Source organism: Stutzerimonas chloritidismutans, from assembly GCF_038562055.1.
Taxonomy (GTDB): domain Bacteria; phylum Pseudomonadota; class Gammaproteobacteria; order Pseudomonadales; family Pseudomonadaceae; genus Stutzerimonas; species Stutzerimonas chloritidismutans_A.
Map to the genome: position 1 here is coordinate 192,838 of NZ_JBCFXD010000003.1, position 23,484 is coordinate 216,321.

General features: G+C 61.0%; 25 protein-coding genes, 1 other RNA gene and 1 riboswitch. Of the genes, 5 read left to right on the top strand and 21 right to left on the bottom strand.

Going from position 1 to position 23,484, the window contains the following annotated elements:
* Positions 1 to 25 precede the first annotated feature (25 nt).
* Genes cobO through btuB form a run of 3 tightly spaced genes read right to left on the bottom strand, consistent with a single transcriptional unit; the run spans position 26 to position 3,117 of the window.
* Complete coding sequence (cobO, locus tag AAGW23_RS07510; protein WP_342405840.1) at positions 26 to 637, bottom strand: cob(I)yrinic acid a,c-diamide adenosyltransferase; 612 nt, start codon at positions 635 to 637, stop codon at positions 26 to 28.
* Positions 634 to 1,203, bottom strand: coding sequence for a hypothetical protein (locus AAGW23_RS07515; RefSeq protein WP_342405841.1), 570 nt, complete (start codon positions 1,201 to 1,203; stop codon positions 634 to 636). The genes cobO and AAGW23_RS07515 overlap by 4 nt, the downstream gene beginning before the upstream one ends.
* A 39-nt stretch (positions 1,204 to 1,242) precedes the next feature.
* Positions 1,243 to 3,117 carry a TonB-dependent vitamin B12 receptor gene (gene btuB, locus AAGW23_RS07520; protein ID WP_342405842.1) on the bottom strand — a complete coding sequence of 625 codons (1,875 nt, stop codon included), beginning with the start codon at positions 3,115 to 3,117 and terminating at the stop codon, positions 1,243 to 1,245.
* A 110-nt stretch (positions 3,118 to 3,227) separates the two neighbouring features.
* A riboswitch (cobalamin riboswitch) is annotated at positions 3,228 to 3,445 on the bottom strand.
* A gap of 158 nt (positions 3,446 to 3,603) precedes the next feature.
* Between btuB and AAGW23_RS07525 the strand changes: the two genes are divergently transcribed.
* Positions 3,604 to 4,407, top strand: a complete 804-nt coding sequence (locus AAGW23_RS07525; RefSeq protein WP_342405843.1) for a metallophosphoesterase — start codon at positions 3,604 to 3,606, stop codon at positions 4,405 to 4,407.
* A 49-nt stretch (positions 4,408 to 4,456) separates the two neighbouring features.
* Here AAGW23_RS07525 and nhaD read toward each other — a convergent pair whose 3' ends face one another.
* From nhaD to ffs, 17 genes are all read right to left on the bottom strand, one after another.
* On the bottom strand, positions 4,457 to 5,722 hold the full coding sequence (nhaD, locus tag AAGW23_RS07530; RefSeq protein ID WP_342405845.1) for a sodium:proton antiporter NhaD: 1,266 nt from the start codon (positions 5,720 to 5,722) through the stop codon (positions 4,457 to 4,459).
* A 160-nt stretch (positions 5,723 to 5,882) separates the two neighbouring features.
* Positions 5,883 to 6,203, bottom strand: coding sequence for a hypothetical protein (locus AAGW23_RS07535; protein WP_342405846.1), 321 nt, complete (start codon positions 6,201 to 6,203; stop codon positions 5,883 to 5,885).
* Between the two features lie 104 nt (positions 6,204 to 6,307).
* Positions 6,308 to 6,838 (bottom strand): C40 family peptidase, encoded by a 531-nt coding sequence (locus tag AAGW23_RS07540; RefSeq protein WP_342405847.1) that lies wholly within the window; start codon positions 6,836 to 6,838, stop codon positions 6,308 to 6,310.
* 83 nt (positions 6,839 to 6,921) lie between these two features.
* Positions 6,922 to 7,569 (bottom strand): C40 family peptidase, encoded by a 648-nt coding sequence (locus AAGW23_RS07545; RefSeq protein ID WP_342405848.1) that lies wholly within the window; start codon positions 7,567 to 7,569, stop codon positions 6,922 to 6,924.
* Positions 7,570 to 7,775: 206 nt separating this feature from the next.
* Positions 7,776 to 8,102, bottom strand: coding sequence for a cyd operon YbgE family protein (locus AAGW23_RS07550; RefSeq protein WP_342405849.1), 327 nt, complete (start codon positions 8,100 to 8,102; stop codon positions 7,776 to 7,778).
* Positions 8,068 to 8,193 carry a cytochrome bd-I oxidase subunit CydX gene (gene cydX, locus AAGW23_RS07555; RefSeq protein WP_102836409.1) on the bottom strand — a complete coding sequence of 42 codons (126 nt, stop codon included), beginning with the start codon at positions 8,191 to 8,193 and terminating at the stop codon, positions 8,068 to 8,070. The genes AAGW23_RS07550 and cydX overlap by 35 nt, the downstream gene beginning before the upstream one ends.
* A 56-nt stretch (positions 8,194 to 8,249) precedes the next feature.
* Positions 8,250 to 9,392, bottom strand: a complete 1,143-nt coding sequence (gene cydB / locus AAGW23_RS07560; RefSeq protein ID WP_342405850.1) for a cytochrome d ubiquinol oxidase subunit II — start codon at positions 9,390 to 9,392, stop codon at positions 8,250 to 8,252.
* A gap of 10 nt (positions 9,393 to 9,402) precedes the next feature.
* Entirely contained in the window at positions 9,403 to 11,043 is a 1,641-nt protein-coding gene (locus tag AAGW23_RS07565; RefSeq protein WP_342405851.1) for a cytochrome ubiquinol oxidase subunit I, read from the bottom strand.
* Entirely contained in the window at positions 11,040 to 11,549 is a 510-nt protein-coding gene (cydP, locus tag AAGW23_RS07570) for a cytochrome oxidase putative small subunit CydP (RefSeq protein ID WP_342405852.1), read from the bottom strand. Before cydP ends, AAGW23_RS07565 begins: the two co-directional genes overlap by 4 nt.
* Positions 11,550 to 11,598: 49 nt before the next feature.
* Positions 11,599 to 12,153, bottom strand: a complete 555-nt coding sequence (locus AAGW23_RS07575; protein ID WP_342405853.1) for a putative natural product biosynthesis protein — start codon at positions 12,151 to 12,153, stop codon at positions 11,599 to 11,601.
* Between the two features lie 102 nt (positions 12,154 to 12,255).
* Positions 12,256 to 12,621: a DUF2946 domain-containing protein gene (locus AAGW23_RS07580; protein WP_342405854.1), complete on the bottom strand. Its 366-nt coding sequence runs from the start codon at positions 12,619 to 12,621 to the stop codon at positions 12,256 to 12,258.
* A gap of 149 nt (positions 12,622 to 12,770) precedes the next feature.
* Positions 12,771 to 13,442 (bottom strand): DNA-3-methyladenine glycosylase I, encoded by a 672-nt coding sequence (locus tag AAGW23_RS07585; RefSeq protein ID WP_342405855.1) that lies wholly within the window; start codon positions 13,440 to 13,442, stop codon positions 12,771 to 12,773.
* A 96-nt stretch (positions 13,443 to 13,538) separates the two neighbouring features.
* Entirely contained in the window at positions 13,539 to 14,609 is a 1,071-nt protein-coding gene (locus AAGW23_RS07590; RefSeq protein ID WP_342405856.1) for a 3-deoxy-7-phosphoheptulonate synthase, read from the bottom strand.
* A 271-nt stretch (positions 14,610 to 14,880) separates the two neighbouring features.
* Entirely contained in the window at positions 14,881 to 15,009 is a 129-nt protein-coding gene (locus AAGW23_RS07595) for a hypothetical protein (RefSeq protein WP_342405857.1), read from the bottom strand.
* Positions 15,010 to 15,388: 379 nt separating this feature from the next.
* Complete coding sequence (gene efp, locus AAGW23_RS07600) at positions 15,389 to 15,955, bottom strand: elongation factor P (RefSeq protein ID WP_342405859.1); 567 nt, start codon at positions 15,953 to 15,955, stop codon at positions 15,389 to 15,391.
* A 133-nt stretch (positions 15,956 to 16,088) separates the two neighbouring features.
* Positions 16,089 to 17,264, bottom strand: a complete 1,176-nt coding sequence (gene earP / locus AAGW23_RS07605) for an elongation factor P maturation arginine rhamnosyltransferase EarP (RefSeq protein WP_342405860.1) — start codon at positions 17,262 to 17,264, stop codon at positions 16,089 to 16,091.
* Between the two features lie 283 nt (positions 17,265 to 17,547).
* Positions 17,548 to 17,644: signal recognition particle sRNA small type (gene ffs / locus AAGW23_RS07610), an RNA gene on the bottom strand.
* Between the two features lie 303 nt (positions 17,645 to 17,947).
* Here ffs and AAGW23_RS07615 point away from each other — a divergent pair.
* Entirely contained in the window at positions 17,948 to 18,934 is a 987-nt protein-coding gene (locus tag AAGW23_RS07615) for an NAD(P)/FAD-dependent oxidoreductase (protein ID WP_342405861.1), read from the top strand.
* A gap of 75 nt (positions 18,935 to 19,009) precedes the next feature.
* On the opposite strand, the gene AAGW23_RS07620 is transcribed toward AAGW23_RS07615, so the two are convergent.
* Entirely contained in the window at positions 19,010 to 19,939 is a 930-nt protein-coding gene (locus AAGW23_RS07620) for a ZIP family metal transporter (protein ID WP_342405862.1), read from the bottom strand.
* A gap of 242 nt (positions 19,940 to 20,181) precedes the next feature.
* On the opposite strand from AAGW23_RS07620, the gene AAGW23_RS07625 reads away from it, so the two are divergent.
* From AAGW23_RS07625 to AAGW23_RS07635, 3 genes are read left to right on the top strand one after another with little or no spacing between them, the layout of a single operon-like run.
* Positions 20,182 to 21,366 carry an efflux RND transporter periplasmic adaptor subunit gene (locus AAGW23_RS07625; RefSeq protein WP_342405864.1) on the top strand — a complete coding sequence of 395 codons (1,185 nt, stop codon included), beginning with the start codon at positions 20,182 to 20,184 and terminating at the stop codon, positions 21,364 to 21,366.
* A gap of 5 nt (positions 21,367 to 21,371) precedes the next feature.
* Positions 21,372 to 22,592, top strand: coding sequence for an ABC transporter permease (locus AAGW23_RS07630; RefSeq protein WP_342405866.1), 1,221 nt, complete (start codon positions 21,372 to 21,374; stop codon positions 22,590 to 22,592).
* Positions 22,585 to 23,316: an ABC transporter ATP-binding protein gene (locus AAGW23_RS07635; RefSeq protein WP_342405867.1), complete on the top strand. Its 732-nt coding sequence runs from the start codon at positions 22,585 to 22,587 to the stop codon at positions 23,314 to 23,316. Before AAGW23_RS07630 ends, AAGW23_RS07635 begins: the two co-directional genes overlap by 8 nt.
* The last annotated feature ends 168 nt before the right edge of the window (positions 23,317 to 23,484 follow it).

The following is a 23,484-nucleotide window of genomic DNA, read 5'->3' on the forward strand; positions in this document are numbered from 1 at the left end:
GCAGCGCAAACCCTTAGCTCAAGCGTCAAAATTCGATGCCCTTCTGCGCTTTCACACCCGCTTTGAACGCATGCTTGACCAAGCTCATTTCAGTCACGGTGTCAGCGGCTTCAATCAACCCCGGCGGCGCGCCGCGACCAGTGACCACCACATGCTGCAACAGCGGTCGCGACTCGATATCAGCCAGCACCGGATCCAGCTCCAGGTAGCCATATTTGAGCGCGATGTTCAGCTCATCCAGCACCACCAGGCCAATCTCAGGATCGGCCAACAGTTGAGCCGCGACGTTCCACGCCTCCTTTGCTTTGGCGATATCACGCTGGCGGTCCTGGGTCTCCCAAGTGAACCCCTCGCCCATCACGTGATAGCTAACCTCGCCGGGAAAGCGTCGGAAGAAGCTTTCCTCGCCGGTGCTGGCCGCACCTTTGATGAACTGCACCACGCCGACTTTGATGCCGTGGCCCAGAGCACGAGCCACCATGCCAAAGGCGGAGCTGCTCTTGCCCTTACCATTGCCGGTGTGGACCAGCAGCAGACCGTACTCGTCCTGAGCTTCGGCAATCTTCTCGTCTACCACGGCCTTTTTACGCTGCATGCGCGCCTTGTGGCGGGCATCGCGCTCACTGGACTCACTCATGCGCGAACGCCTTCACGCTGTGCCGTCCAGGCACGCAGCCCGACGAACAAGACCGCAGCGGTGCCGACATACAGCGCCAGATTGCCCAGGTAACGGGGGTAGTAGGTGCCGATGCGTTCAGCCATCTGCGCCAGGCTCGGATCGGGATAGCGCCCGGAGAAAAAAAGAAAGCCACCGCCGGAGAACAGGTAGCAGACGAAGGCACTGAGCACCACGACGCCCGCCAGCAAGGCCAGGCTGCTCAGCTGATCACGGTGCAACCGCGCGTACATCCGTCCGCCGAACCACAGGGAGCCGTAGGCAGGCACCAGCATCCAGTAGGCCGGTGACATGCAATAGCTGCTCACGCCCTGCCATTGGATGGCGGCGAAATCCAGCAGCGACGCTTCGACAAACAAAGCCGGAAACACCCAGCGCGGCGCCAGCAGCACACCCGCCAGAAAGAACACCGCCCAGGATGCACTTGGCAGGTTCACCGAGGCAAAGTGTTGGCCACGGGTCATTGCCATCAGCATCATCAGCGCAATACCGACGCCCAGCTGGGCTCTTGGGGACAGTTTTATCATCGATGTTCTCCTTTGGGGCAACACGCCAGCGGGCGCGATTTAGAGTGCCTGATAGCGGACCGTGAAATGGATCGCGCGGCCGGGCTGTTCATAGGTCTGGGCAGTTTCGTAATCGCGGTCGAACAGGTTGCTCAGCTTTGCCTGCAGTCGCCAGGCATCATCGAGACGATATTCACCACGCAGGTCAACCAGGGCGTAGCCAGGCAACCGCTCGGCTTCGGTATTGCTGGATTTGTCGAAGCGCTCGCTCGCTGCGTACAGCGTTGTGCCGACAGCAAAGCGGCCAATGGCACGGTCCAGGTCGATGTTCAACGACCGTTTGGCGCGTCGCGGCAGCAGATGCCCATGATTGGCCTTGCTGCGATCCTGCGGGTCAAGGACCGTCACCGAGCTGACGACATCCCAGCCCAGCAATTCAGTGCCGACTACGCCTTCGATCCCGCGAATGCGCGCCACATCGACGTTTTGCGGCTGCATCGGGCTGCTGCCGCTCCAGATGATCAGGTCGTCAATCTGGTTTTCGAACGCGTTGAGGCTCCACTCGCCCCACTGCTGCTCTCCTTTCAGGCCCAGCTCATAGCTTTGCGACTCTTCCGGCTGCAGGTCGGGGTTGCCGGCCGTAAAGCCCGTGTTCGGCGCATAGAGATCGTTGAACGTGGGCGCCTTGAATGCCGTGCCGTAGGAAGCACTCAGTACTAGGTTGTCACGCAGGTCATAGCTCCAGCCGAGATTGCCGGTGTCGTGGTTGCCGAACTGCTCATTGTCATCGCGACGCAGGCCGGCCAGCACGCCATGACGGCCGAAACGACCCTGATACTGCAGGTAGGCGCCCTTGTTATCACGAGCGTCCACCGCATAGTCGTCCGTCACGTCGATGCGGTCTTGCTGGTAGTCGAAACCAAGCGTGAGCAGCTGATCTTCAGCCACGCTGAAGTCATTCTGCCAATTGAAAGAATCGCGCTTGGTATCGAAACGCGAATAGAAACGACCGTCGCGGAAGTTGTCCGTGTTGTCTTCGCTATGCCCGGCCTGCAGGGTGACCAGCCATGGATCGATCGGCGTGAATCGTGCCCGGCCGCCGATGACTTGCTGGCTGCCGTCGCTATAGGCAAAGCGGCCAGTTGCTCCTGAAGTGGAACGAGAGTCGTAGTCGCTATGGGTGTCGACGTGCAACAGGCTGCCATCCAGAACCAGTCCATTGTCGAAGCGGTAGCCGCCGCGCAAGGCGCCTGACAGCTCACGATAACCGTCGGCATCAGCTTCATAGGCACGAGGCGCGGTTGGCCGATAGGCCCGCGAATTGATGCCGTCGGTTGATGCGCTCGCCACACCGAGATTGAACCAGCCGGCACCCTGGCTTCCAGAGAGGCCGGCGGTGCCGTCAAAGCTGGAGCGACTGCCCGCCCCCGCGGAAAAATAAGGTTTGAGCCCTTCGCCTTCCCCACGCCGCGTGAAAATCTGCATGACCCCGCCCACCGCTTCCGAGCCGTACAGGCTCGAGCGCGGCCCACGGACCAGTTCGATCCGCTCGATCTGCTCGACCGGTATGTTCTCAAGCGACGCACCGCCCGATGTGGCTGATCCGATTTTCACCCCATCAACCAGAACAAGCAGATGCTGGCTGCTGGTACCACGCACATACACGGAAGAGGTTTTGCCGCGTCCGCCGTTGAAAGCGACGTTGACGCCCGCCAGGCCGCGCAGCAGTTCAGGAACGCTCTGAACCTGACTGCGCACAATCTGCTCGCGGGTAATGACGCTGGTGGAGGCTATCGGACTGAGCACCTGCTCGGTGCGTGTGGCCGTGACCACCTGTTCGTTGAGGTTCAGCGGCTGTACCGGCTGAGCATGGGAAAGCGAAACATAGCCAAGCAGCACGCACGCTGCCGAAGTGTTGAGGATCTTGCAGGTCAAGTTCAGGTCTCCGTCGTGCCCGCCGCACGACAACAGTCGATAAGGGCAGACGGAGAATGCGAAGGGAGCGCAGGTGCAAGCAGCCGCACCCCGATCAGCGCCCGCCGCACTGCCGTGGAATGCGACAGGCCGGTCTCCGGGCTTGCGAGCGGATGCCTTGCATCCTGGAACCGCGGCCTTCCCATGCCTGTGGCACAGTGGCTGTGAGCGGTGTCCTGTCTCGCCTACCGTTGCGGGGGCAGCGCCGGAATCTTCATCGAATGAACCGGCTTCCCTGTTTCACCCCTCTGGCGTTTCGCCAGGGGGCACCTGAAGCAGCGCGGAGGGTAGTCCAAGGCCCTGCGCAGCGCAACCGAAAGCGATCAGCACCCGAGCCAGGGCACGTTTCGGGAGCGCTGCCTGCGATTTACCGGAACGCCGGGCGCCGAATGGCTTCGAATGCAACAATGCCCCCGTCACGCACACCAGACGAGAAGACGCCCACCCATGACCAGCATCGTGCAGATCTCCGACACCCACTTCGGCACCGAACAGGCCGCCGTCGTACAAGCCATGGAAGACCACGTGCGCGAGCACGGCGCGGACCTGCTGATCTTTTCTGGCGACATCACACAGCGCGCCAGAGCCGGACAGTTCGCCGATGCCCAGGCCTTCGTCCAGCGCCTGCATGGCCATGGCATCCCGAAGGCGCTGGTGATCCCGGGGAATCATGACATCCCGCTGTATAACGTCTTTGCGCGTTTGTTCATGCCCTACCGCAACTACCGTCGCCACTTTGGTGACGATCTGGAGCCGACCTTCGAAAACGACGAGATGTTGGTCATCGGCCTCAACACCACCCACCCCAGACGCCATAAGGATGGGCTGGTGACCGGCGAACAAGTGCAAGCCGTTGCCAGGCGCCTCAAACAGAGCGACCCGAACAAGGTCCGTATCGTGGTGGCGCACCAGCCCTTCGGCGCGATGGTGCTGAGCGATCTGAGCAACCTTCAGCACAATGCAGACACTGCGCTGCACCGCTGGGCCGATGAAGGGTTGGATCTGGTGATGGGCGGGCACATCCATCTGCCCTATGTATTGCCCTTGTCCAAGCAGTACACCGCGCTGTCTCGCGAAATCTGGATGGTCCAGGCGGGCACCACCCTCTCATCACGCGTGCGAGGTACGTCGCCGAACTCGTTCAATCGTATGAAGCTGCACTCGGGCGTCGACAAGAAGGTCTGTGTCGAACGCTGGGATTTGCTGGATGATCAATTCGTGCTCGGCTCGCACTTCAACCTGCACTGGTAGGCGCAGCAGCTCACCCAGCGGTTATGAGCTGCCGCGCTCCGAGTGCGGCTCAGCCCACCGCCCCAGCCACAGCCAGCCCGGTCAGATACACGCCAGCGAAGCCGAGATTGAATGCAACGAACAGGTACAGGCTGTATTTGAGGTAGCTACCGAAGGTCAGCCCCGGCACCTTGCTCATGGCCACGATGCCGGCTGCGGAACCGATGACCAGCAGCGAACCGCCGACGCCCACCGCGTAGGTCAGGACCATCCACTCGGCGATGCCCATTTCAAGTCCGGACTTCAGCAGCGCGGCGGTCAGCGGTACGTTGTCGATCGCGGCAGACAGGATACCCATCAGGTAGTTGGCGACCACGGCGGGCACCTGGTCATAGATACGCACCAGGCCGTCGAGCACATGGATTTCCTTGAGCATGCCGACCAGCAGCAGGATGCCGAGGAAGAACAGCAAGGTTTCGAACTCGACCTGGCGGACGTATTCCAGAATTGGATCGGTTTCGATGTCGTCGCTGAAGAAGCGCGCCACCAGAAACATGATCGACAATCCGGTCAGGAAGGTCAGCACGGGCGGAATCTGGAAGAAGAAGTTGCCAGCGATGGTGCACAGGATGGTGCCGAGAAAGATCAGGGCGATGGCGATATCGACCCGGCGTACATCGGTGCGGTGGCTTTCCACCACGACCTGTCCGCTCATACCCAGCGAAAGCATCGCCGCCAGCAGCATGACCGCCAGAAAAGCCGGAAGCGCGAGCAGCAACAGCTGCAGGATCTTTACTTTTCCAGCGAGGAAGATCATCAGGGTCGTCACGTCACCGGTGATCAGCGCCACACCGCCGGAGTTCACTGCAAACACCACCAGCGCCGCGTATTTGATGGTCTTCTCGGCGCTGAGCTTGAGCGACATGATCAACGTGATGGAGACCAGCGTCGCGGTAATGTTGTCCGCGAGCGACGAGAACACAAAGCAGAACGTCGCCGTCAGGAACAGCAGCTGCCGCTCGCTGATCCGCTTTGGCAAAACCAGGTAGATCAAGTTTTCGATCAGGCCTTTCTTGTTCAAGTAGGCGACAAAGGTCATCGCCGCCACCAGAAAGATCCACAATCCGGCGATCTCCGCGATGTTCTCGTTGAGGCTGATGAGCACCAGGTCGCGTTCGGTGCCCTGCGGGGAAAAGATGAACAGCAGCATCCACGCCAAGGTGCCGAAGAACAGCGTGACCTTGGCTTTGTTTACATGGGTAATTTCTTCAAGAACGACACCGAGCAGAGCGGCCACGGCGAGGCCGATCAGCACGTACTGAAGTATTTCAGGCATGGGGCACCTAACGTATAAGGAGGGACGGTTCGTGCGCGGATGCGCACCCGAGAAGTTGGGGCGCCGATCATAGCCAAAGTGCGACAATTCGACACCTGACAAATGTCAATTCGAAGATATTTCGAATTATTCCACTGCACTGGCGCGGCTTTGCAGCCGTTTAATGGCGCGGCACGAATCCGGCAGGCTTGGCCGATAACCAGTCGACAAAGGTGCGCAGCCGAGCATCGGCCAGCAACGCGTCGCGGCTGTTGAAGCTGAGCGCCAGCTCCTTCTCTGTAAACAGGCGATGGATCTGGTTGTGGCAGGGCCGGCAGACCCACAGCGTGGCTGTAATACGCTCCTCACGAGGGAAGCGCTTACGGATGTATGTTTTGCCGTGCAAGGCTTTGGGAATCAGGTGATGGCGGGTCAAAGGCGCCTGCCGCAGGCACAGCTCGCACGCATCAGGCGGGTCGGGCAAACGCAGGAGTGGCGCCATCTAACGACCTCTCAATCGCAGCGTCTGAAATCCGCACCAACTCGGCGTCGCGGGGAGCAGAGAAAGTCAATGCCGGCGCCTATCATGTTCGACTCTCGCCAGCGTTAGGGGTTTTGAGCGAGACGGTCACTGTCCAGCACGCGCTTGGCGCTGAGGTAGCTTTTCTGCCAATAGCTGTTGGAAAGGCTGTCCAGGCGTACCGTTCCGCCGGTTGAGGGTGCATGGACGAAACGCCCTTCGCCGACGTAGATAGCCGCGTGGCTGACACGACGCCCGCCGCTGGTGGCAAAGAACAACAGATCACCTGCTTTCAGGGCATCACGCCTGATGGTGGCGCCTCGCATGGCGTTCATCTCACGCGTCGTACGCGGTAATGCCACGCCGGCTGCGCCTCGGTAGACATAGGTAATCAGACCACTGCAATCGAACCCGCCATCAGGGGTATTGCCGCCGTAGCGATACGGCGTACCCACCAGCCCCAGCGCCGTGAACAGTACGTCTTCAGCAGTGCCGGGAAACTCGTGCGGTGTTGGCAGAGGCGCGACGACTACCGGTTCGACCGGCGCTTGACTGGAACAGGCAGCAAGCAGTATCGCGGTCAGCAGAACAGCTGTAGAACGAGCCAGAAGAGGCATGGCAGAGCAGTCCAGGCAAATGAGCCATCACTCTGCCGGCATGCAGAAATGGATGCAAGCCCGATGCAGACCTATCTCAGCACTCAGTGATGAGTGGAAACAGCGCTTGAGTTATGGGCAAGGACCAGAACCCGTTTGGCTTGCATGAAGCTGGAACGCCAGTACTTGTCATCGAGGCTGTCGACGCGGACGCCGCCGCTACGACTACTGGACGAGTGAATGAACCGGTCACCGCCGATGTAGATACCGGCATGGCTGACCTGGCCACGCCCCCGGTTGTTGAAAAAGACTACGTCGCCCGGCTCCAGGTCGCTGCGTTTGATCTTCGGTGCTTCCAGATTGATCATCTCGCGGGTTGAGCGTGGTAGCTCGATGCCGGCCTCCTTGCGAAACAGAAAACTGACGAAGCCACTGCAATCAAAGCCGGTTTTCGTGGAGCTACCACCGTAGCGGTACGGGGTGCCTACCAGCGTGAAGCCGCGCTCAAGCACGCTATCGGCCAGAGCCGGCAACACGTAGCTCTCCTCATCGGCTAGCTCACGAAGTTGCTGCTCGGTGGGTTCGTCTGTTAGGGCTTGAGTGTCGGCATCAGCCTCTGATATCTCAACCGGGAAATCGAACTGGAACCCCTGCGACAGCAGCGAACTTTCGGTCTGCTCCGGCTGCGCGGCGCAGGCCGCCAACAACGTAACGAGAGCAAGGGGCAACAGGGGTGCGAGGCGTTGGCGCATGGCACTGACAGGTCGGGAAGTCGAAAGTGGCGAAACTATGCCTGCCGTCGCGCCGATGAGCAAATTCTATTGCCGCAAATGTGACCGACTCGCTGCGGCAAAACGTCTGGGTGGCTTTCATTTAGCGAGATAGCGAGTCCACCTTGTCGCCGCGTCTCTGATCGGTGGCGCAGGTTGCGCATGGGGATCGGCAACGTCGGGTCGACTTAACCCGACATCAGCCCTGGCGCCCCGTCGGGCAGCAGCATCAGGTACCCCTGCCCCATCAACAGCCAAGCAGCCGCTGGATGGACCAGCAGACGCCATAGCCATTGCTGCGGCACGAAGCCGACGCCATGAATGAAGCCCGCTGATAGGCCCCACATCACCAGCATCAGCTGCGCGTGGCTGTAACCTCCTGCTCCGTCGAGCATCACCGCGGGGTGAATCAGCAACAGCAGGGCCAGCGGCGAGGCCAGCAGTAGCGAGAGCATGCAGCCGGGCCTGCGGTAGAGAATGCTATTGACCGAGCCGATCACGGCCTGGCTCCGCATCGAGATCCTGGGTCGCTTCGAACCAGAGCGCGCTGATGATGCCGAAGCTGCAAGCCAGCAGTACGCCGAGAATCCAGGTGAAGTACCACATGATGATTTCTCCGTAGGGACGTGCGGGGCCAGGCGCGTTGGCGCTTGGACAGGGGTTCAGTACAAGCCGTGCGGGTTGGCTTCGATGCTCTGATCGTTGAGCCGACCCCACATGCGGACATAGCTCCACAGCGTGTAGCAGAGGATCAGCGGCACGAAGATGCAGACCACCACGAACATGATGCCCAGCGTCTTGTAGCTCGATACGGCGTCCCACAGGGTAAGACTGGAGGCCGGGTCGAGGCTCGACGGAAAGACGAAGGGAAACAGGGCGAAGCCGGCGGTGCAGATGCTGCCGACAATCATCAGACTGGTACCGAGGAAGCTCACCCCGCCGCTGTTACGGCTGGCACCCAGCAGCGCTATCAGCGCGCCGATGATTCCGGCTATTGGTGCAATCAGGGTGCTTGGGTAGCGGCTGTAGTTGCCCAGCCAACCCGCATTGCTTTGCATCACCTGCTTATCCAGCAAGGGATTGAGTGCCGCCCCAGGATCGGTGACAGACAGCTGGTTAAAGCCCTGAATGCCGAACGCCAGCCACAGCCCCGCCCCGACGAAGCCAATCAGGAATACCAGCGTGCACAGTCGGGTTGCCAGACACGAGCGCTCGCCCAGCGCGCCTTCAGTGCGCATCATCAGCCAGGCACCGCCATGCGCGCAGAGCATGCTCAGGCTGACGATGCCGCACAGCAACGCGAAGGGGTTGAGTAATTGGAAGAACGAGCCGTGATAGCTGGAGCGCATCAGCTCGTCGAGCTGGAACGGCAGGCCGAGGAACAGGTTGCCGAACGCCACACCAAACACCAGCGCCGGCACCGCACCGCCGACGAACAGGCCCCAGTCCCACGCACTGCGCCAGCGCGGGTCTTCGATCTTGCTGCGGTAATCGAAACCCACCGGCCGGCAGAACAGCGCGAAGAGCACCAGCAACATGGCCCAGTAAAGCCCTGAAAACGCCACTGCGTAGACCATCGGCCAGGCCGCGAACAGCGCGCCGCCGGCGGTGATGAACCACACCTGATTGCCATCCCAATGCGGCGCGATGGTATTGATCGTCACGCGCCGCTCGTTGTCGGTCCTGCCAACGAAAGGCATCAGCGCCATGGCGCCCATGTCGAAGCCGTCGGTCAGGGCAAAGCCGATCAGCAGCACACCAATCAATACCCACCAGATGAGTTTGAGCACTTCGTAGTCGAACATCTTGTTTACCTCACACAGGGGTCGGTTCGATGGGTGCGTCGTTTGCTGCTGCCGGAACGGCAGCAGCGTCGCGGGGCTTGCGAATGTGCTCCGGGGTGACAGGTGCGAGCTCAAAGTGATAGCGGCCGGTGTGCAGGCTGCTTGGCCCGAGGCGGGCGAAGCGGATCATCAGGAACATTTCCACCACCAGCAGCAGCGTGTAGAAAGCCACCAGCGCCACCAGCGAACCCCAGATATCCCCCGCGGCCAAGGTCGACGCGGACAAATGCGTCGGCAGCAGTTCGGCGATCGACCAGGGCTGACGGCCGTGCTCGGCCACGTACCAGCCGGTCTGCGCGGCGATCCAAGGCAGCGGCAGGCTGAACAGGGCGAACTTGAGTAACCAGGGTTTGTTCTCCGCATTGCGTTTGATCGAAGCCCAGCTGGCCAAACCAAACAGCAACAGCATGAGGAAGCCCGCCAGAACCATCGCGCGGAAGGTCCAGAACAGGCTGAACACGTCGGGAATCGTATCCAGCGCGGCCAGGCGGATCTGCTCGTCACTGGCGTCAACCACCTTGTCGGTATAGCGCTTGAGCAGCAGACCGTAACCCAGATCCTGCTTGACCTCGTTGAACGCGGCGACGGCCTGCGGCGACTTGTCCCCGCTCCGGAGTACTTGCAATCGTTGATAGGCAAGCATGCCGTTGCGAATGCGCAACTCGTGCTCGGCGACCAGCTGCTTGATGCCCTTGACCTCCTCGTCCAGCGAGCGCGTCGCGATCAGCCCCAGCGCATAGGGAATCTTCACCGCGTAGTCGGTACGCTGTTCCTGCTGATTGGGCAGACCGAACAGGGTGAAGCCGGCCGGTGCCGGGTGGGTTTCCCACTCGGCCTCGATGGCCGCCAGCTTGACCTTCTGCACATCGCCAATCTCATAGCCGGACTCGTCGCCGAGGATGATCACGGAGAGAGTCGAAGCCAGGCCGAACACCGCCGCGATGGCAAACGAGCGCCGAGCGAAGCCAAGGTCACGTTTCTTCAGTAGATAGAAGGACGAAATCGCTAAAACAAAGATCGCCCCAGTGACATAACCGGCCGACACCGTGTGGACGAACTTGACCTGGGCGACCGGGTTGAACAGCAGCGCGCCGAAATCGACCAGTTCCATGCGCATGGTTTCGAAGTTGAACTCCGAGCCCACCGGGTTCTGCATCCAGCCGTTGGCGATCAAGATCCACAATGCCGACAGGTTCGACCCCAGCGCCACCAACCAGGTGACCGCCAGATGCTGCACCCTGCTCAGGCGATCCCAGCCAAAGAAGAACAGCCCGATAAAGGTCGACTCCAGGAAAAACGCCATCAGGCCTTCGATTGCCAACGGCGCGCCAAAGATGTCACCCACGTAGTGGCTGTAGTAGGCCCAGTTGGTGCCGAACTGGAATTCCATGGTCAGCCCGGTGGTGACACCGAGGGCGAAATTGATACCGAACAGCTTGCCCCAGAACTGGGTCATGTCCTTGTAGACCTGCTTGCCGGTCATGACGTAGACCGACTCCATGATGGCCAGCAGGAAGGCCAGGCCCAAGGTCAGCGGCACGAAAAGAAAGTGGTACATCGCCGTCATGGCGAACTGCAGGCGTGACAGATCGACAACGCTTTCCGAGATCATCTCGGTCCTCCCTCAGGGATCGAACCCCGTGAATCAAGCAAATACTCGGCAATCCGCGCCGAACCGTTTTCCGGAGTACTGGGCGCATCGAACCAGATCGTTTTTATGGTTATGAGGATCGCAAGCTTGACCAGCAGAACCAGCGCGATGTCCCGTCTGAGCGATGACCTAAGCATGCCTAGCTCTCCTTGCACATCAGTGCCGAAATCCGTTCGAGCGCATCGGACTCCGACCTCATGAGGCGATTGCAGCCCCCTTTGGGGAGGGGGCCAAAACCCGGTTTTCGCGGCCCGGGCCCAATCGCTACACCTCGAACCTACCGTGGAACTCTGCTCGGATCCGAGGCAGGGGAAAGTGTCCGGCGTGACCGTCTTACCAACAACTGCGACAACCTGCCCCGCCCCACCGACACTGCCCACTGCAACCACGTCGTTGCACGCTAGATCAGCGATACGGCGCCCCGCGCAGAGCATCGCGGGAACTTGCGCCTGCACCACGCGCCGCATCGACAACCTGGCTGGTCGAGGACAGCACGTCCGCGGCGCACTGTCGCAGTCAGGGCACCCTCAACCAGCGCCGAAAACCGCTGCCACTCGTCGTGGCAAGCGGGCTCCAGGCAAAGTCCCAAGGCGCCGGAGGAAGCTCTTCCTGCTCGGCCGCAAGTGGCCGCGCGCCCTGGCGCACGTGTGATTTCCAGTCGAACACGTGCTGATTGCCGCCTTGCCAGCCAAGCACGACGCCGATTGCCGCGCTGTCGTCGCTGGCTACCCAGCGCGCGGCAGCGGCGATCATCATGGTTTCGATATGCTCCGGCGCGACCAGATCCCGGTAACCGGAACTCATCAGCCAGCGGCAGACGCCGAGGTGAAACGTCCAACCCAGCGCCAGCTGGCAGCCGTAGGCCCACGTCATGAACTGGCGGAAGATGTCCAGGCCATCCGGCGGATCGAGCTTGAGCAATCCCGGGCAAACGTCGAATAGGGCATGCCAATAGGGCAACAACCGGGCGTCCAGATGGACAAAACTGCGGGCATTGCTGGGGTAATCCGGGAAGGGAAGCCGATAGCCGATACGGCCCTCGGTACGAGCGAATTTTTCCATCATGGCCATGGTGAAAGCCCCTGTATTGACCGAATCGTCGGGACACCGACGATGTTTTCGTCCGATCCACAGCCTGGCTGCGGCATTCGGACGGCTAGGGAGGTCGGGGCCTCAGGGGCCGCAGGGATTCAGAGAGGGCCAGTGTTCACGAGCATTACGCAGTGCCGGTTTAGGTCGGGGCAGCCGCACCGGCGCCTTAACCTGCAGCCAACCCAGTGCGAACAACATCGCAATGGCGAGAAAGGCCGAGCTGCATAGCGGGCAATCAAGCCCCTGCGCAGCCAGCTCATGAACACCGGCAGGGAACGCATCGCCGCCGGCTGATGACGCGTCGCTGGCGCAAAACGGCTCCTGCCCAATGGCAAGCTCGAAGCCCACATGCGAGCCATGGTTCAAGCTGCAGCCAAAAGCGTTGAGCAGGATGCAGGTGAACAGCACCCATACAATCTGGCTCTGTTTGTCTTTGACGATGGTCATGTTTTGACTGTACACCCCCCTGAGCGGGCAGCGCTGCGCCAAACCGCCGCAGACTGTCAGGCAACGCGCGGCTTGCTGTCACAAGCGGCATCGCGGGTCCGCGATGCCAGCCAGGGTCCGTCCGACAACCGGCCAGTAGACCGAGCCCGTCAGTGGTTGACTGTAAACGCCAGCATCGCCGAGAGCTGAGACATGGGACGGCCGCTGTCGCTGTGCCATTGGTTGAACGCCGACTGCACGGCTGCCTGGTCCCGCTGGCTGCTGGGCACCTTGTCCACCACCTTCTGCGCCTTGAGCGCAGCGACCACGTCATTACTGGGAACGAAGGTATCCTTCCCCGCCATGCGCAGCAGGCGCGGCGCTGAAAGGCCTCCCAGTTGGGTGCCGTGCTTGGCCAGATAGCGCCATAGGCCGACTATATCGGTGACCGGCCAATCGGCGATCAGGTTGCCGAAACTCCCCTTTTCTTTCGCCACGTCAAGCACGAACTGAGCGTTGCGGGGCACGCTCTTGAGCTTACCCAGATGACGGATGATGCGGGCATCCTGCATCAGCCGCTCAATGTGTTCGCCCCCCATCAATACCAGCTTCTCAGGATCGAAACGAAAGAAGACCTCTTCGAACGCCGGCCATTTGGCGTCGACCAGGCTGTGCTTGAGTCCGGCGCGGAAGATACGCAGGCTGATTAACGAGAGGTAACGGTCATCCGCAACGGCGCGAAGCTCATCGGGACTATTGGGTTGTGGCAGGCGGCTCTCCAGCGCTGCGGCCGAGCCGAAACGATTGAGGCAGTATTCGTGCATCCATTTGTAGTCGCGCATGCAGGTCCTGAGTCATCGATCGAAACGAGCCGCACAGGTTGCCCTTGCCAACCCGACGTCGCAAGCCCGGCCGTCGCAGCCGGGCTCGTTCACTCTTTAGCGCCGCAGGCGGTCCGCTTCGCCAAGCAGCATCTGCTCGGTTGCACTCCAGCCAAGGCAGCCATCGGTAATGGAAACACCATATCTCAGCTCGCTGGACAGGGGCTGGCAGCCGTCGAACAAGTGGCTCTCGAGCATCACGCCGCGCAGACTCGAATCGCCAGCCATGCGTTGATCTACCACGGACGACAGTACTGCTGGCTGTCTCAGCGGGTTTTTACCGCTGTTGGCATGACTGCAGTCGACCATGATGCGCTGGGCAATACCATGACGCTGCAACGTGTCTCGAGCCTTTGCGACACTGTCCTCGTCAAAATTCGGCCCCGAGTGTCCGCCACGCAACACCAGATGGGTATCCCGATTGCCGCGCGTGCTCAGCAGCGCTGGGTGCCCCAGCTCGTCGATCCCGAAGTGCTGATGCGGATGCTCAGCCGAGCGCATGGCATCACAAGCAATCCCGAGGTTGCCATCGGTCCCGTTCTTGAAACCCACCGGCAGGTCGAGCCCGCTGACCATCTCGCGGTGAATTTGCGACTCGCTGGTACGTGCACCGATTGCCGCCCAGCCAAGCAGGTCATCGAAATAGCCCGCTGCCAGGGGCTGCAGCAGTTCGGAGGCGACTGGCAGCCCGCACGCCAGGATCTCCAGCATCAACCGCCGCGATAGGTGCAGCCCTTCAGCCATGTCTCCGCTGCCATTGAGCTGCGGATCGTAAACCAGCCCCTTCCAGCCGACGGTAGTACGCGGTTTCTCGACATACGCGCGCATCACTAGCAGCAGCTGATCGCTGACCTGCAGGGCCAGTTCAGCCAGCCGCGCGGCGTATTCCAGCGCGGACGCCGGATCGTGCAATGAGCAAGGGCCCACCACCACCAGCAGGCGGGGGTCATCGCCATTAAGCACGGCACGAATGGCCTTTCGGTCATCTCGGACGCGCTCGTCAAGCGATGCGCTGAGGGGCAGCCGTTGCCGCAGCAAAGCGGGACTCGGTAACGGAAGAGCGCTACGTCTGGCTGGGGCGGATGACGTCTTGCAGCTAAGGGCAGAGGCGTTGATTGGTGCATTCATGACTGGCGGTCCTTTGGCCGGCGCGGCATCTGTGCCGCGTCGGCGCTAGCTAAGTGTTCGGTCTACGCGTGTAGGTGCGGCGGCAGTGAAGCGGCTAAATCGCCAGTCGTAGCGGTAAGTGCGGTAAGCGTTGGTGTAGGGATACATGGTGCTGTCCTCGGTATGTAAGGCCTTCTCAGGCCAGAAAAAACAAAACCCCCGGTCGGGTGGCCGACCGGGGGTTCGAAAACTGTCTGGTGGCGTCCCGGGTTGCTAGGGCGCCTGTGGGGTATCAGGCGCGCCGATGGCTAAACCAATACCCAAAATAATCACCGTCAGTCGCAATCGCCTGACCACGCTGCAACCCCGCGCACATGGCGTCGGAGTTTGCAGGGATCGCGGAAATCAGATTGAGCGGCATGCTGTTCTCCAAAGAATGTCCGAACCATACTCCAGCGCAACGACTCGTTTCAACCGGGAGTGCAGTTGATTTGCTGGGCATGCTTGAGCTCATGCTGTCACAAGGTTGTTCTTAGGCTGGGAGCTGAAGACGTATCTGAACGCCCTAACTACAGGACGAGTGGACGCAACCTTGCAACGCGCCTCTCTCATGCAAGATCTTAGCGTTCAAAAGAAACGTATTGCCTGACGCTGCGTTTGCCGCTTACCACGATTAATGCAGGCACCGCGCGGGAGGCCATGAGTCATTACCAGCCCCAGAAAAACGAAACCCCGCAATACGCGGGGTTCGGTCTCAGCTAACCCGGCGCCAGGCCGGGCTTGTCCGCGCACGGCTGTAATCAGGCCTTGATGCGGGACTTGTACTCGCCGGTGCGGGTGTCGATTTCGATCGAGTCGCCGATTTCGCAAAAAGCGGAAACCTGCAGCTCAGCGCCATTCTTCAGGCGCGCAGTCTTCATGACCTTGCCGGAAGTGTCGCCACGAACGGATGGCTCGGTGTAGACGATTTCACGAACGATGGTGTTCGGCAGTTCGACCGAGATCACCTTGTCGTTGTAGAACGTGGCTTCGCAGACGTCAGTCATGCCGTCTTCGATGAAGGTCATCACGCCTTCGAGGTCATCTTTTTCGATTTCGTACTGATTGAACTCGTCGTCCATGAAGACGTACAGCGGGTCAGCGAAGTAGGAATAGGTAACTTCCTTGCGCTCGAGAATGACCGGTTCCAGCTTGTCATCAGCCTTGTACACGGTCTCGGTCGCCGAACCATTGAGCAGGTTCTTCAGCTTCATCTTGACCACGGCACTGTTACGACCGGACTTGTTGAACTCGGCTTTCTGGATGATCCAGGGCGCGCCGTTGATAACGGCCACTTGGCCGGCACGGAACTCTTGTGCGGTTTTCATACGAATATCCGAATGGAATTAGAGACATAAAATCAGGCCGCGTATCATAGGGTCTGTTCCCATTTCGTCGCAAGCCGCGTTACTGCGACTGATGGCCCCTTTGTCGCCTCATATTGGCAGCCTTTCCGAACGATCAAACCGGAGCAGCCAGGTGTCGTGCCGTAGCAGGTCCTAACCAGTCCGCGTAAAACAGCATCAGCTTCCCAGCCAGATCCCCGTTGGCGACCTGCTTGTGTGTCCAGCGGTCCGCATGCGCCTGCAGCTCTGCCTCATGTTCCAGCATCGCGGTCCAGGCGATGCCGCTGCCTATACCCTCGTTCCAGGATCGCCAGAACGCACGTAGCGCTATCGCAGCCGGTGGTGAGAGGCCGCGGACATACAGATCCAGATAAGCGTTGAGTTTGTCCCAGTGCGCATCTTCTTCCTGTGGATAGATATGCCAGACCAACGGCCGCCCTGCCCACTGCGCCCGAATGAAGGATTCCTCGCCGCGCACGGCGTTGAAATCGCAGCACCACAGCAGCATGTCGTACTGGTTCTGGGTCATGAAAGGCAGCACGGCAATCTGCAGCGCACCACGCGCGTGACGATCACCAGCTCGCAGCTGCTCAAGCCCCAGCCAGGCCGCCACGTCGCCCAAGACACGCCCCTCAGGCACCAGTAACTGTGATGGGCGCGCATCAACAGCCAGCACATCAAGCCATCCGGCAACGGCGCGATTTTCATAGGCGAACACTGAGAGCAAGCGCGCGTTGGCCGGCACGGTCAGATCGAGGCTCTGCAGAAAGGCTTCACGTAGCACCGGGTTGGCTTGAAACGCCTCCCGGCGTGCCAGCAGATCGCCCTCGCGAATCAAACCGCCGGTGCCCTGCTCGAACCCTGGAAAGAAAAAATACTTCTGCAAGCCATCGGGCTGCATAGAAGGCAGCGCATGGCAGCCCACCACCCAGTCTTCTGCACTGAGGTATTCGAGGTTGAGCCAGAGGATGCGGCGCCCACTGCAAGCCATTGCCTTTATATAGGCGTCGGGAAGCTGGCAAGCAAAAGCCTCAATCACCACTTCCGCCGGCTCTGCGCCGGGCCACTCGGGTGCCCAATGACGCACCTCGACACCTTCATGCCATTGCTGAGCGGAGGTGGTGCTGGCGCCTGGGCAAAGCCGAGCGAAGGTATCTAGATCATCGACCCACAACCGCACGCATTGGCCGTACTCGGCCACCAACTGCCGCGCCAACCGCCAGGTCACGCCAATATCACCGTAGTTGTCGACGACGACGCAAAAGATGTCCCAGCTTGTTTTAACTGACAAACGAAACCCCTCGAATGTGCCGTTTCGGGCTAATTAGTCTGCAGGATGTCAGCAGAAGAACACTTGACCAGGGCGCTCCAACCACACTCATCGCCGGTTGCGTGTTCAACAATGCCAAGGGCGCTCGACTGCGTAGCTCTGGGCGAGCTTCAGTTCTTTCGAGCACTGCAGTCTGAAGATCTCGCCCGTCATCCCGATAAGCGGGCGTGACAACATGCTCGGACTCGCAGGGAGCCGATGCTTGGCAATATAAAGGGGGAGATAATATCGTCATGGAGGCGAACCCTACCAGCCACACCCCGGCACACAATGTCACCGCTGCGGCTGCTCCCTTCCGGGCCTGACCGGGTTCACGGCTGATCGTTGCGGGGGGACCGGCAGGGCCCACCATGACAAACTCGCCTGGCGGCGAGCGGCGCCATTGTACCGGCTTATCTGCAACTTACAACCACTGCATGCGGACGCCGGAAATACTGATCGTTTGATCATTTCGAGGCGGACAAGACCGCCGGTCAGCAACGCCACGAACCTCTAAGCCGTTTGCCGCATTGCGTCGAAACCCACTAGCCAAAGACGAGCGTCTGTCCGAGGATGGGGAGGCTAAGCGCTATCGAACGTTTGTCATGAAATCATGCCGCAACCAATGGTTTGTGCGGCAGATGGCATCAGCACACGAGGTAATCATGAGCAAGGCTCCAATCGCCATCATCGGTACCGGAATCGCGGGACTTTCCGCAGCCCGTACACTTCACGATGCCGGGCAGCCCGTACACCTGTTCGACAAGAGCCGCGGCAGTGGTGGTCGGATGGCCAGTAAACGCAGCGATGCTGGTTCGCTCGATCTGGGCGCTCAGTATTTTACCGCGCGGGATCGCCGCTTCACCGACGCTTTGCGCCAGTGGCACGCCGAAGGCTGGGTCGATCAGTGGGCGCCGAACCTGTACCAGGCTCGCGACGGACAGCTGACGCCTTCTGCCGACGAGCAAGTGCGCTGGGTTGGCAAGCCGACCATGAGCGCAATCACCCGCGGTTTGCTGGGCGACCTACCGGTCACCTTCAGTTGCCGCATCACCGAGGTGTTTCGCGGTGAGCAGTTCTGGACATTGGTCGACGCCTCAGGCGCCAGCCATGGCCCCTTCAGCCAGGTAGTGGTTGCGGTTCCGGCACCTCAGGCCGCGGCGTTGCTACCAAGCGCCCCGAAGCTTGCAGCCGTTGCGGCGAGCGTCGCGATGGAACCGACATGGGCGGTTTCGCTGGGTTTTGCCACACCGCTGAGCACCCAGTTGGAAGGATGCTTCGTCCAAGACGATGCCTTGGACTGGGTGGCACGAAATCGAAGCAAACCGGGTCGAGACGGCGGGCTAGACACCTGGGTGCTGCACGGCACCAGCAATTGGAGCCGCCAGCATCTCGATCTATCAAAGGAAGCGGTAATCGAGCGCCTGCATGGCGCGTTCGCGGAGCTGATCGATTGTGTAGTGCCGGCGCCGGAGTTCACGCTGGCGCATCGCTGGCTGTATGCCCGACCGGCCCAAGCCCATGAATGGACGGCACTGGCCGATGCCCGACTAGGCCTGTATGCATGCGGCGACTGGTGCCTATCCGGCCGGGTTGAAGGTGCCTGGCTCAGTGGACAGGAAGCCGCCCGCCGGCTGCTGGAAAACCTCTAAGCAGAGTCATGGCCCCCTTCGCGCAGTGCTGCATGACTGCGGAACGCGGGGCCGCTCAGCGCCGCACAGCTGCATTCAACCCAGCGCAGTGTCTAGAAACATCATTACAGCGAAGCCCAGCATCAGCCCGAGCGTGGCCGGCGTCTGGTGGCCGTTGCGGTGGGTCTCAGGTATGACTTCATGGGAAACCACGAAGATCATGGCGCCCGCCGCCAACCCGAGGCTGACCGGGTAAGCAATGGCAAAGCCGCTGGACATGCCTATGCCGACCAGCGCCCCGATGGGTTCCATCAGCCCGGAAGCTGCCGCAATCAGCACGGACGTCCGCGCAGACAAACCGGTGGTGCGCAGTGCGAGCGCGACCGCCAGCCCTTCCGGGATGTCCTGTATCGATATCGCGGTGGTCAGCGGCAACCCGACACTCAAGTCGCCAGTGGCGAAACTCACGCCGATGGCCATCCCTTCGGGAATGTTGTGCAGCGCGATGGCCAGGACAAAGAGCCACACCCGATTGAGCCGCGCGAATTCGGGGCCGCGGGGTCCGGTACTTTGGTGCTCATGCGGTGTGAAGTGGTCCAACCCGAGCATCAGCAAAACGCCGAGGCCGAGCCCCACCACTACGGTCAAAGCCGCAGCGGGCCCGTTGCCGAATAGCTCACGCCCGGCTTCCAGTCCCGGCAGGATCAACGAAAATGCACTGGCTGCCAGCATCATCCCAGCCGCGAAACCCAACATGCTGTCCTGCGTGCGAGTGGAGAGGTCGCGCAGGCCGATCGCCAAAAAAGCGCCAACAGCCGTGGCAACGAAACCGGCGCTTCCCCCCAACATGGCGTAGCGAACGTTACTGGACTCGTTATTGAAGGCGTTGACGCCACCGGCCACCAGCAGTAGCAGGACAGCCACCGCCGCTGCGGCAAGGCTGAAGGTAATCCACGGACTGGCCTGGGCCTGAGCGAGCCAGACGGCGCGCAAAGTGGCAGCGGGGCTTTGAGCGGTTGACGCCATGATCAGCAAATCCTGAAAGCGGGAACGTGGATTGTACGCAGCCCCTTCTAAGGGCGAGGCTATCGCTGTGATAGTCCCCTACCACGAAGGGGCTCACTCTTTGAACCCAAGAGCCTGCCGATGATTCAACGCGGTTATGGTGTCTCTGCCGAGTGATACCCGCGCTGTACCCTTGGCGGGTGATTATCCGTAAGCTTGTCACGTCCGATGGTCGTCATGTGCCGCACAGGGAGTGGTCCGTTTTGCCTGCCGCCAAATCAATCCGCCGCGCGTTCCTGTTTCTCATTGTGCTGCTGTTGATTGCAGGCTGGCTGGGCTGGCGTCAACTGCAAGGGCCGGAATTGCCAGGTTACCGCCTGGAAACAAGACCATTGGTGCAACGCGTGGTCGCCAGTGGCGAAGTGGACACCCAGTCGCTGGCCCAGGTCGGCAGCGAGATCACTGGCGTGATTGCCGCGCGGCATGTGCGTGAAGGCGACGCAGTAAAAGCCGGTGATCTGCTACTGGAATTGCGCGATGACGAACAGCGTGCCCGTTTGCGCGAAGCCGAAGCGGCGCTGCAGCAACTGATCGATTCCGCTCGCCCACAGGCAGAGGCGACAGCGCGCGAGGCCCAGCACAATCTCGAGCAGGCAAGCCGCGAGCTGAAGCGCCGGAAAGCACTGTTCGACCGCAAATTGCTGGCTTCCGAGCCGCTCGAACAGGCGCGCCGCGCGGAACTGACGGCGCGCGCTGTGCGTGATCGCGCACGCTTCGCCGCTGCAGCGCTGGCCGAGGGCGGCAGTGAAGAGCGGGTGCAGCAACAGCGCCTGGAAGCGGCACGCGCGACACTGGCCAAAACCCGTATTCACGCGCAGGTGGATGGCATCGTCCAGACACGGGACGCCGAACCCGGCGATCTGGTGCAGCCGGGCCGCACACTTCTGACTGTCGCGCGCTCCGGCAGCAGCGAAATCCTCCTTCCTCTGGACGAGAAGAACCTGGCGCCGGTCGAGCTCGGCCAAGATGCCAAAGTGATCGCCGACGCTTATCCCGGGCGGGTGCTGAAAGCACGGGTAAGCTTCATAGCGCCGAGTGTCGATACCGCACGCGGCACCATCGATGTCCACCTCGACCTGCAGGAGCCAGCCGATTTCTTGCGTCAGGGCATGACGGTATCGGTGAACATCGAGACCGGACGCCGTGAACAGGCGCTGGTGCTCCCCAACGATGCCCTGCTCGCCCACAACGGCACTCGCGCTCAGGTGCTGCGAATAAACGAAGGTGTCGTAGAGCGCGTCGATGTTCGCCTGGGTCTGCTGGGCACTGCACTGAGCGAAGTGATAGAAGGCCTAGCGGCTGGCGACCTGGTGCTGGCCGCCGAAGCGGAAGCTGGCCAGCGCGTGCGGGTTCGCGAACTACCGACACCCCGCGGCATCCGGGATTGACCGCGGTGCGCCTGGCCGACTCTCTTTGGACCGAATGGCTGATTGCCCTGCGCTTCCTGATGGACAACCGCATGCAATCCCTGCTGATCATCTTTGGCATCGCTGTCGGTTCCGCAGTCATCGTGTTCATCACAGCGCTGATCACCGGCCTGCAGGCCAACGTCATCGAACGGACCTTGGGTACACAGGCGCATATTCGTATTCTGCCGCCCGATGAGGTCAACCGCGTTCTGCCTCCCGATCATGGCAGCTGGTCGCTGGTGTTGGAGAGCCCACGAGCGCAACGTCTGCGCTCGATCATCAACTGGCAGGACATTCGCGACGTGCTTGACGAAGACCGGCAGGTACTTGCGGTTTCACCGGTCATCAGCGGTCCGGCTATCGCCCGGCGCGGTGTGGCGCGTGCATCCGTCGCGCTGCTCGGCATCGATCCGGTGCGCTATCAACAGATCATTCCACTGGCCAAGGATCTGATAGCCGGCCAATTCACCGTCGGCGCCGGTCATGCAGTGATCGGCAATGAACTCGCCCGCGACCTGGGCCTTGGCATCGGCGACAAGCTAAGACTGGACGCAGGCGAAGGCCGCGAAGCCGTGGTCGACATCGCCGGAATCTTCGAGCTAGGGGTGCGCGAGTTGGATGCGCGCTATGTCTACCTCGACCTGAAGCAGGCTCAGACCCTTCTCGACCTGGCTGGAGGCGTCACTGTGATCGACACCACGGTCGGCGAAATATTCGAAGCCGATCGCATCGCCGAACGCCTGGCCCGCCTGACCGGACTGCGCGCCGAGAGCTGGATGCAAACCAACGGTCAACTGCTCAACGCCCTCAGTTCGCAAAGCATGACCACTGAGATGATCCGCGTGTTCGTCGGGGTCTCGGTGGCCTTCGGCATCGCCAGCGTGCTGGCGGTAAGCGTCGTCCAACGCACCCGCGAGATCGGCATCCTGCGGGCCATGGGCAGCCCGCGCGGACAGATACTTCGAGTGTTCCTGTTGCAAGGTGGGTTGCTCGGTTTGCTTGGCTCGGCCTGCGGCGGCGCTGTCGGCTGGGGCTTGGTGCAGGTCTTCAATCTGGCCGGGCCACGCCTGTTCTTCATTCCGGTCGACCCGACGCTTGTTCCTCTGGCAATGCTGGTCGCAACCATTACCGGCGTATTGGCCGCCGCCATGCCGGCACGCCGCGCAGCGCGCTACGACCCTGCCGTGGCGATCCGCTATGTCTGAGTCCGCTGCCAGCCCCAACGTCGAAGAGGTTCTGCGTCTCGAACAGGTACGTAAAGCGTTCAACCTCGGCACCCCGCTGGAAACGGAAGTGCTGCACGGCATCGACTTGCGCCTTTGCCGCGGTGAACTGACGGCGCTCATCGGGCCATCCGGTTCCGGCAAAAGCACCCTGCTCAACCTGATCGGGCTGCTCGATGCGCCCAATTCAGGCGAGCTGTACCTGCTCGGCCAGCCCACCCGCAACAGCGATGATGAAACCCGCACCCATCTGCGCAACCACGCCATCGGTTTCGTGTTTCAGTTTCACCATCTGATTTCGGCGTTCAGCGTACTGGAGAATGTGCTGATGCCATTGATGATCCGCCACGGCAAGCCGTCGAGTGCGGATATCGAGCTGGCTCGCGGTTTGTTGGATGAAGTCGGTCTGGGCGCGTTTGCCGACAAGAAACCCACGCAGATATCCGGCGGTCAGCAACAACGGGTCGCCATTGCCCGCGCACTGGTCACCCGCCCTCCACTGCTGTTGGCCGACGAGCCCACCGGCAATCTCGACACTCGCACTGCGCAAAGCGTCTTCGAGCTGTTCCACCGTATCAATGTGCAGTTCGGCTGCGCGGTACTGGTGGTGACTCATGATCCGCGACTGGCCGCCGACTGCGCACGAACCATTCAACTGGTGGACGGACGTATCGTCAGTGACCAATCCGGCACCGAAACACGCTGACCCTTCTCCGGCGAACCGCCCAAAGCTCTCCCTAACCTCCTCAGTTTCGCCTTGAAACACCGCAGAATGGGTTCGCGCCAGCTAATAACTATTAAGTCTAAACATATAACCTTGTCTAAGGCTAATATCCCTTCAGGCATACCCCCACCCGTATCAAGCCAAGCGAAG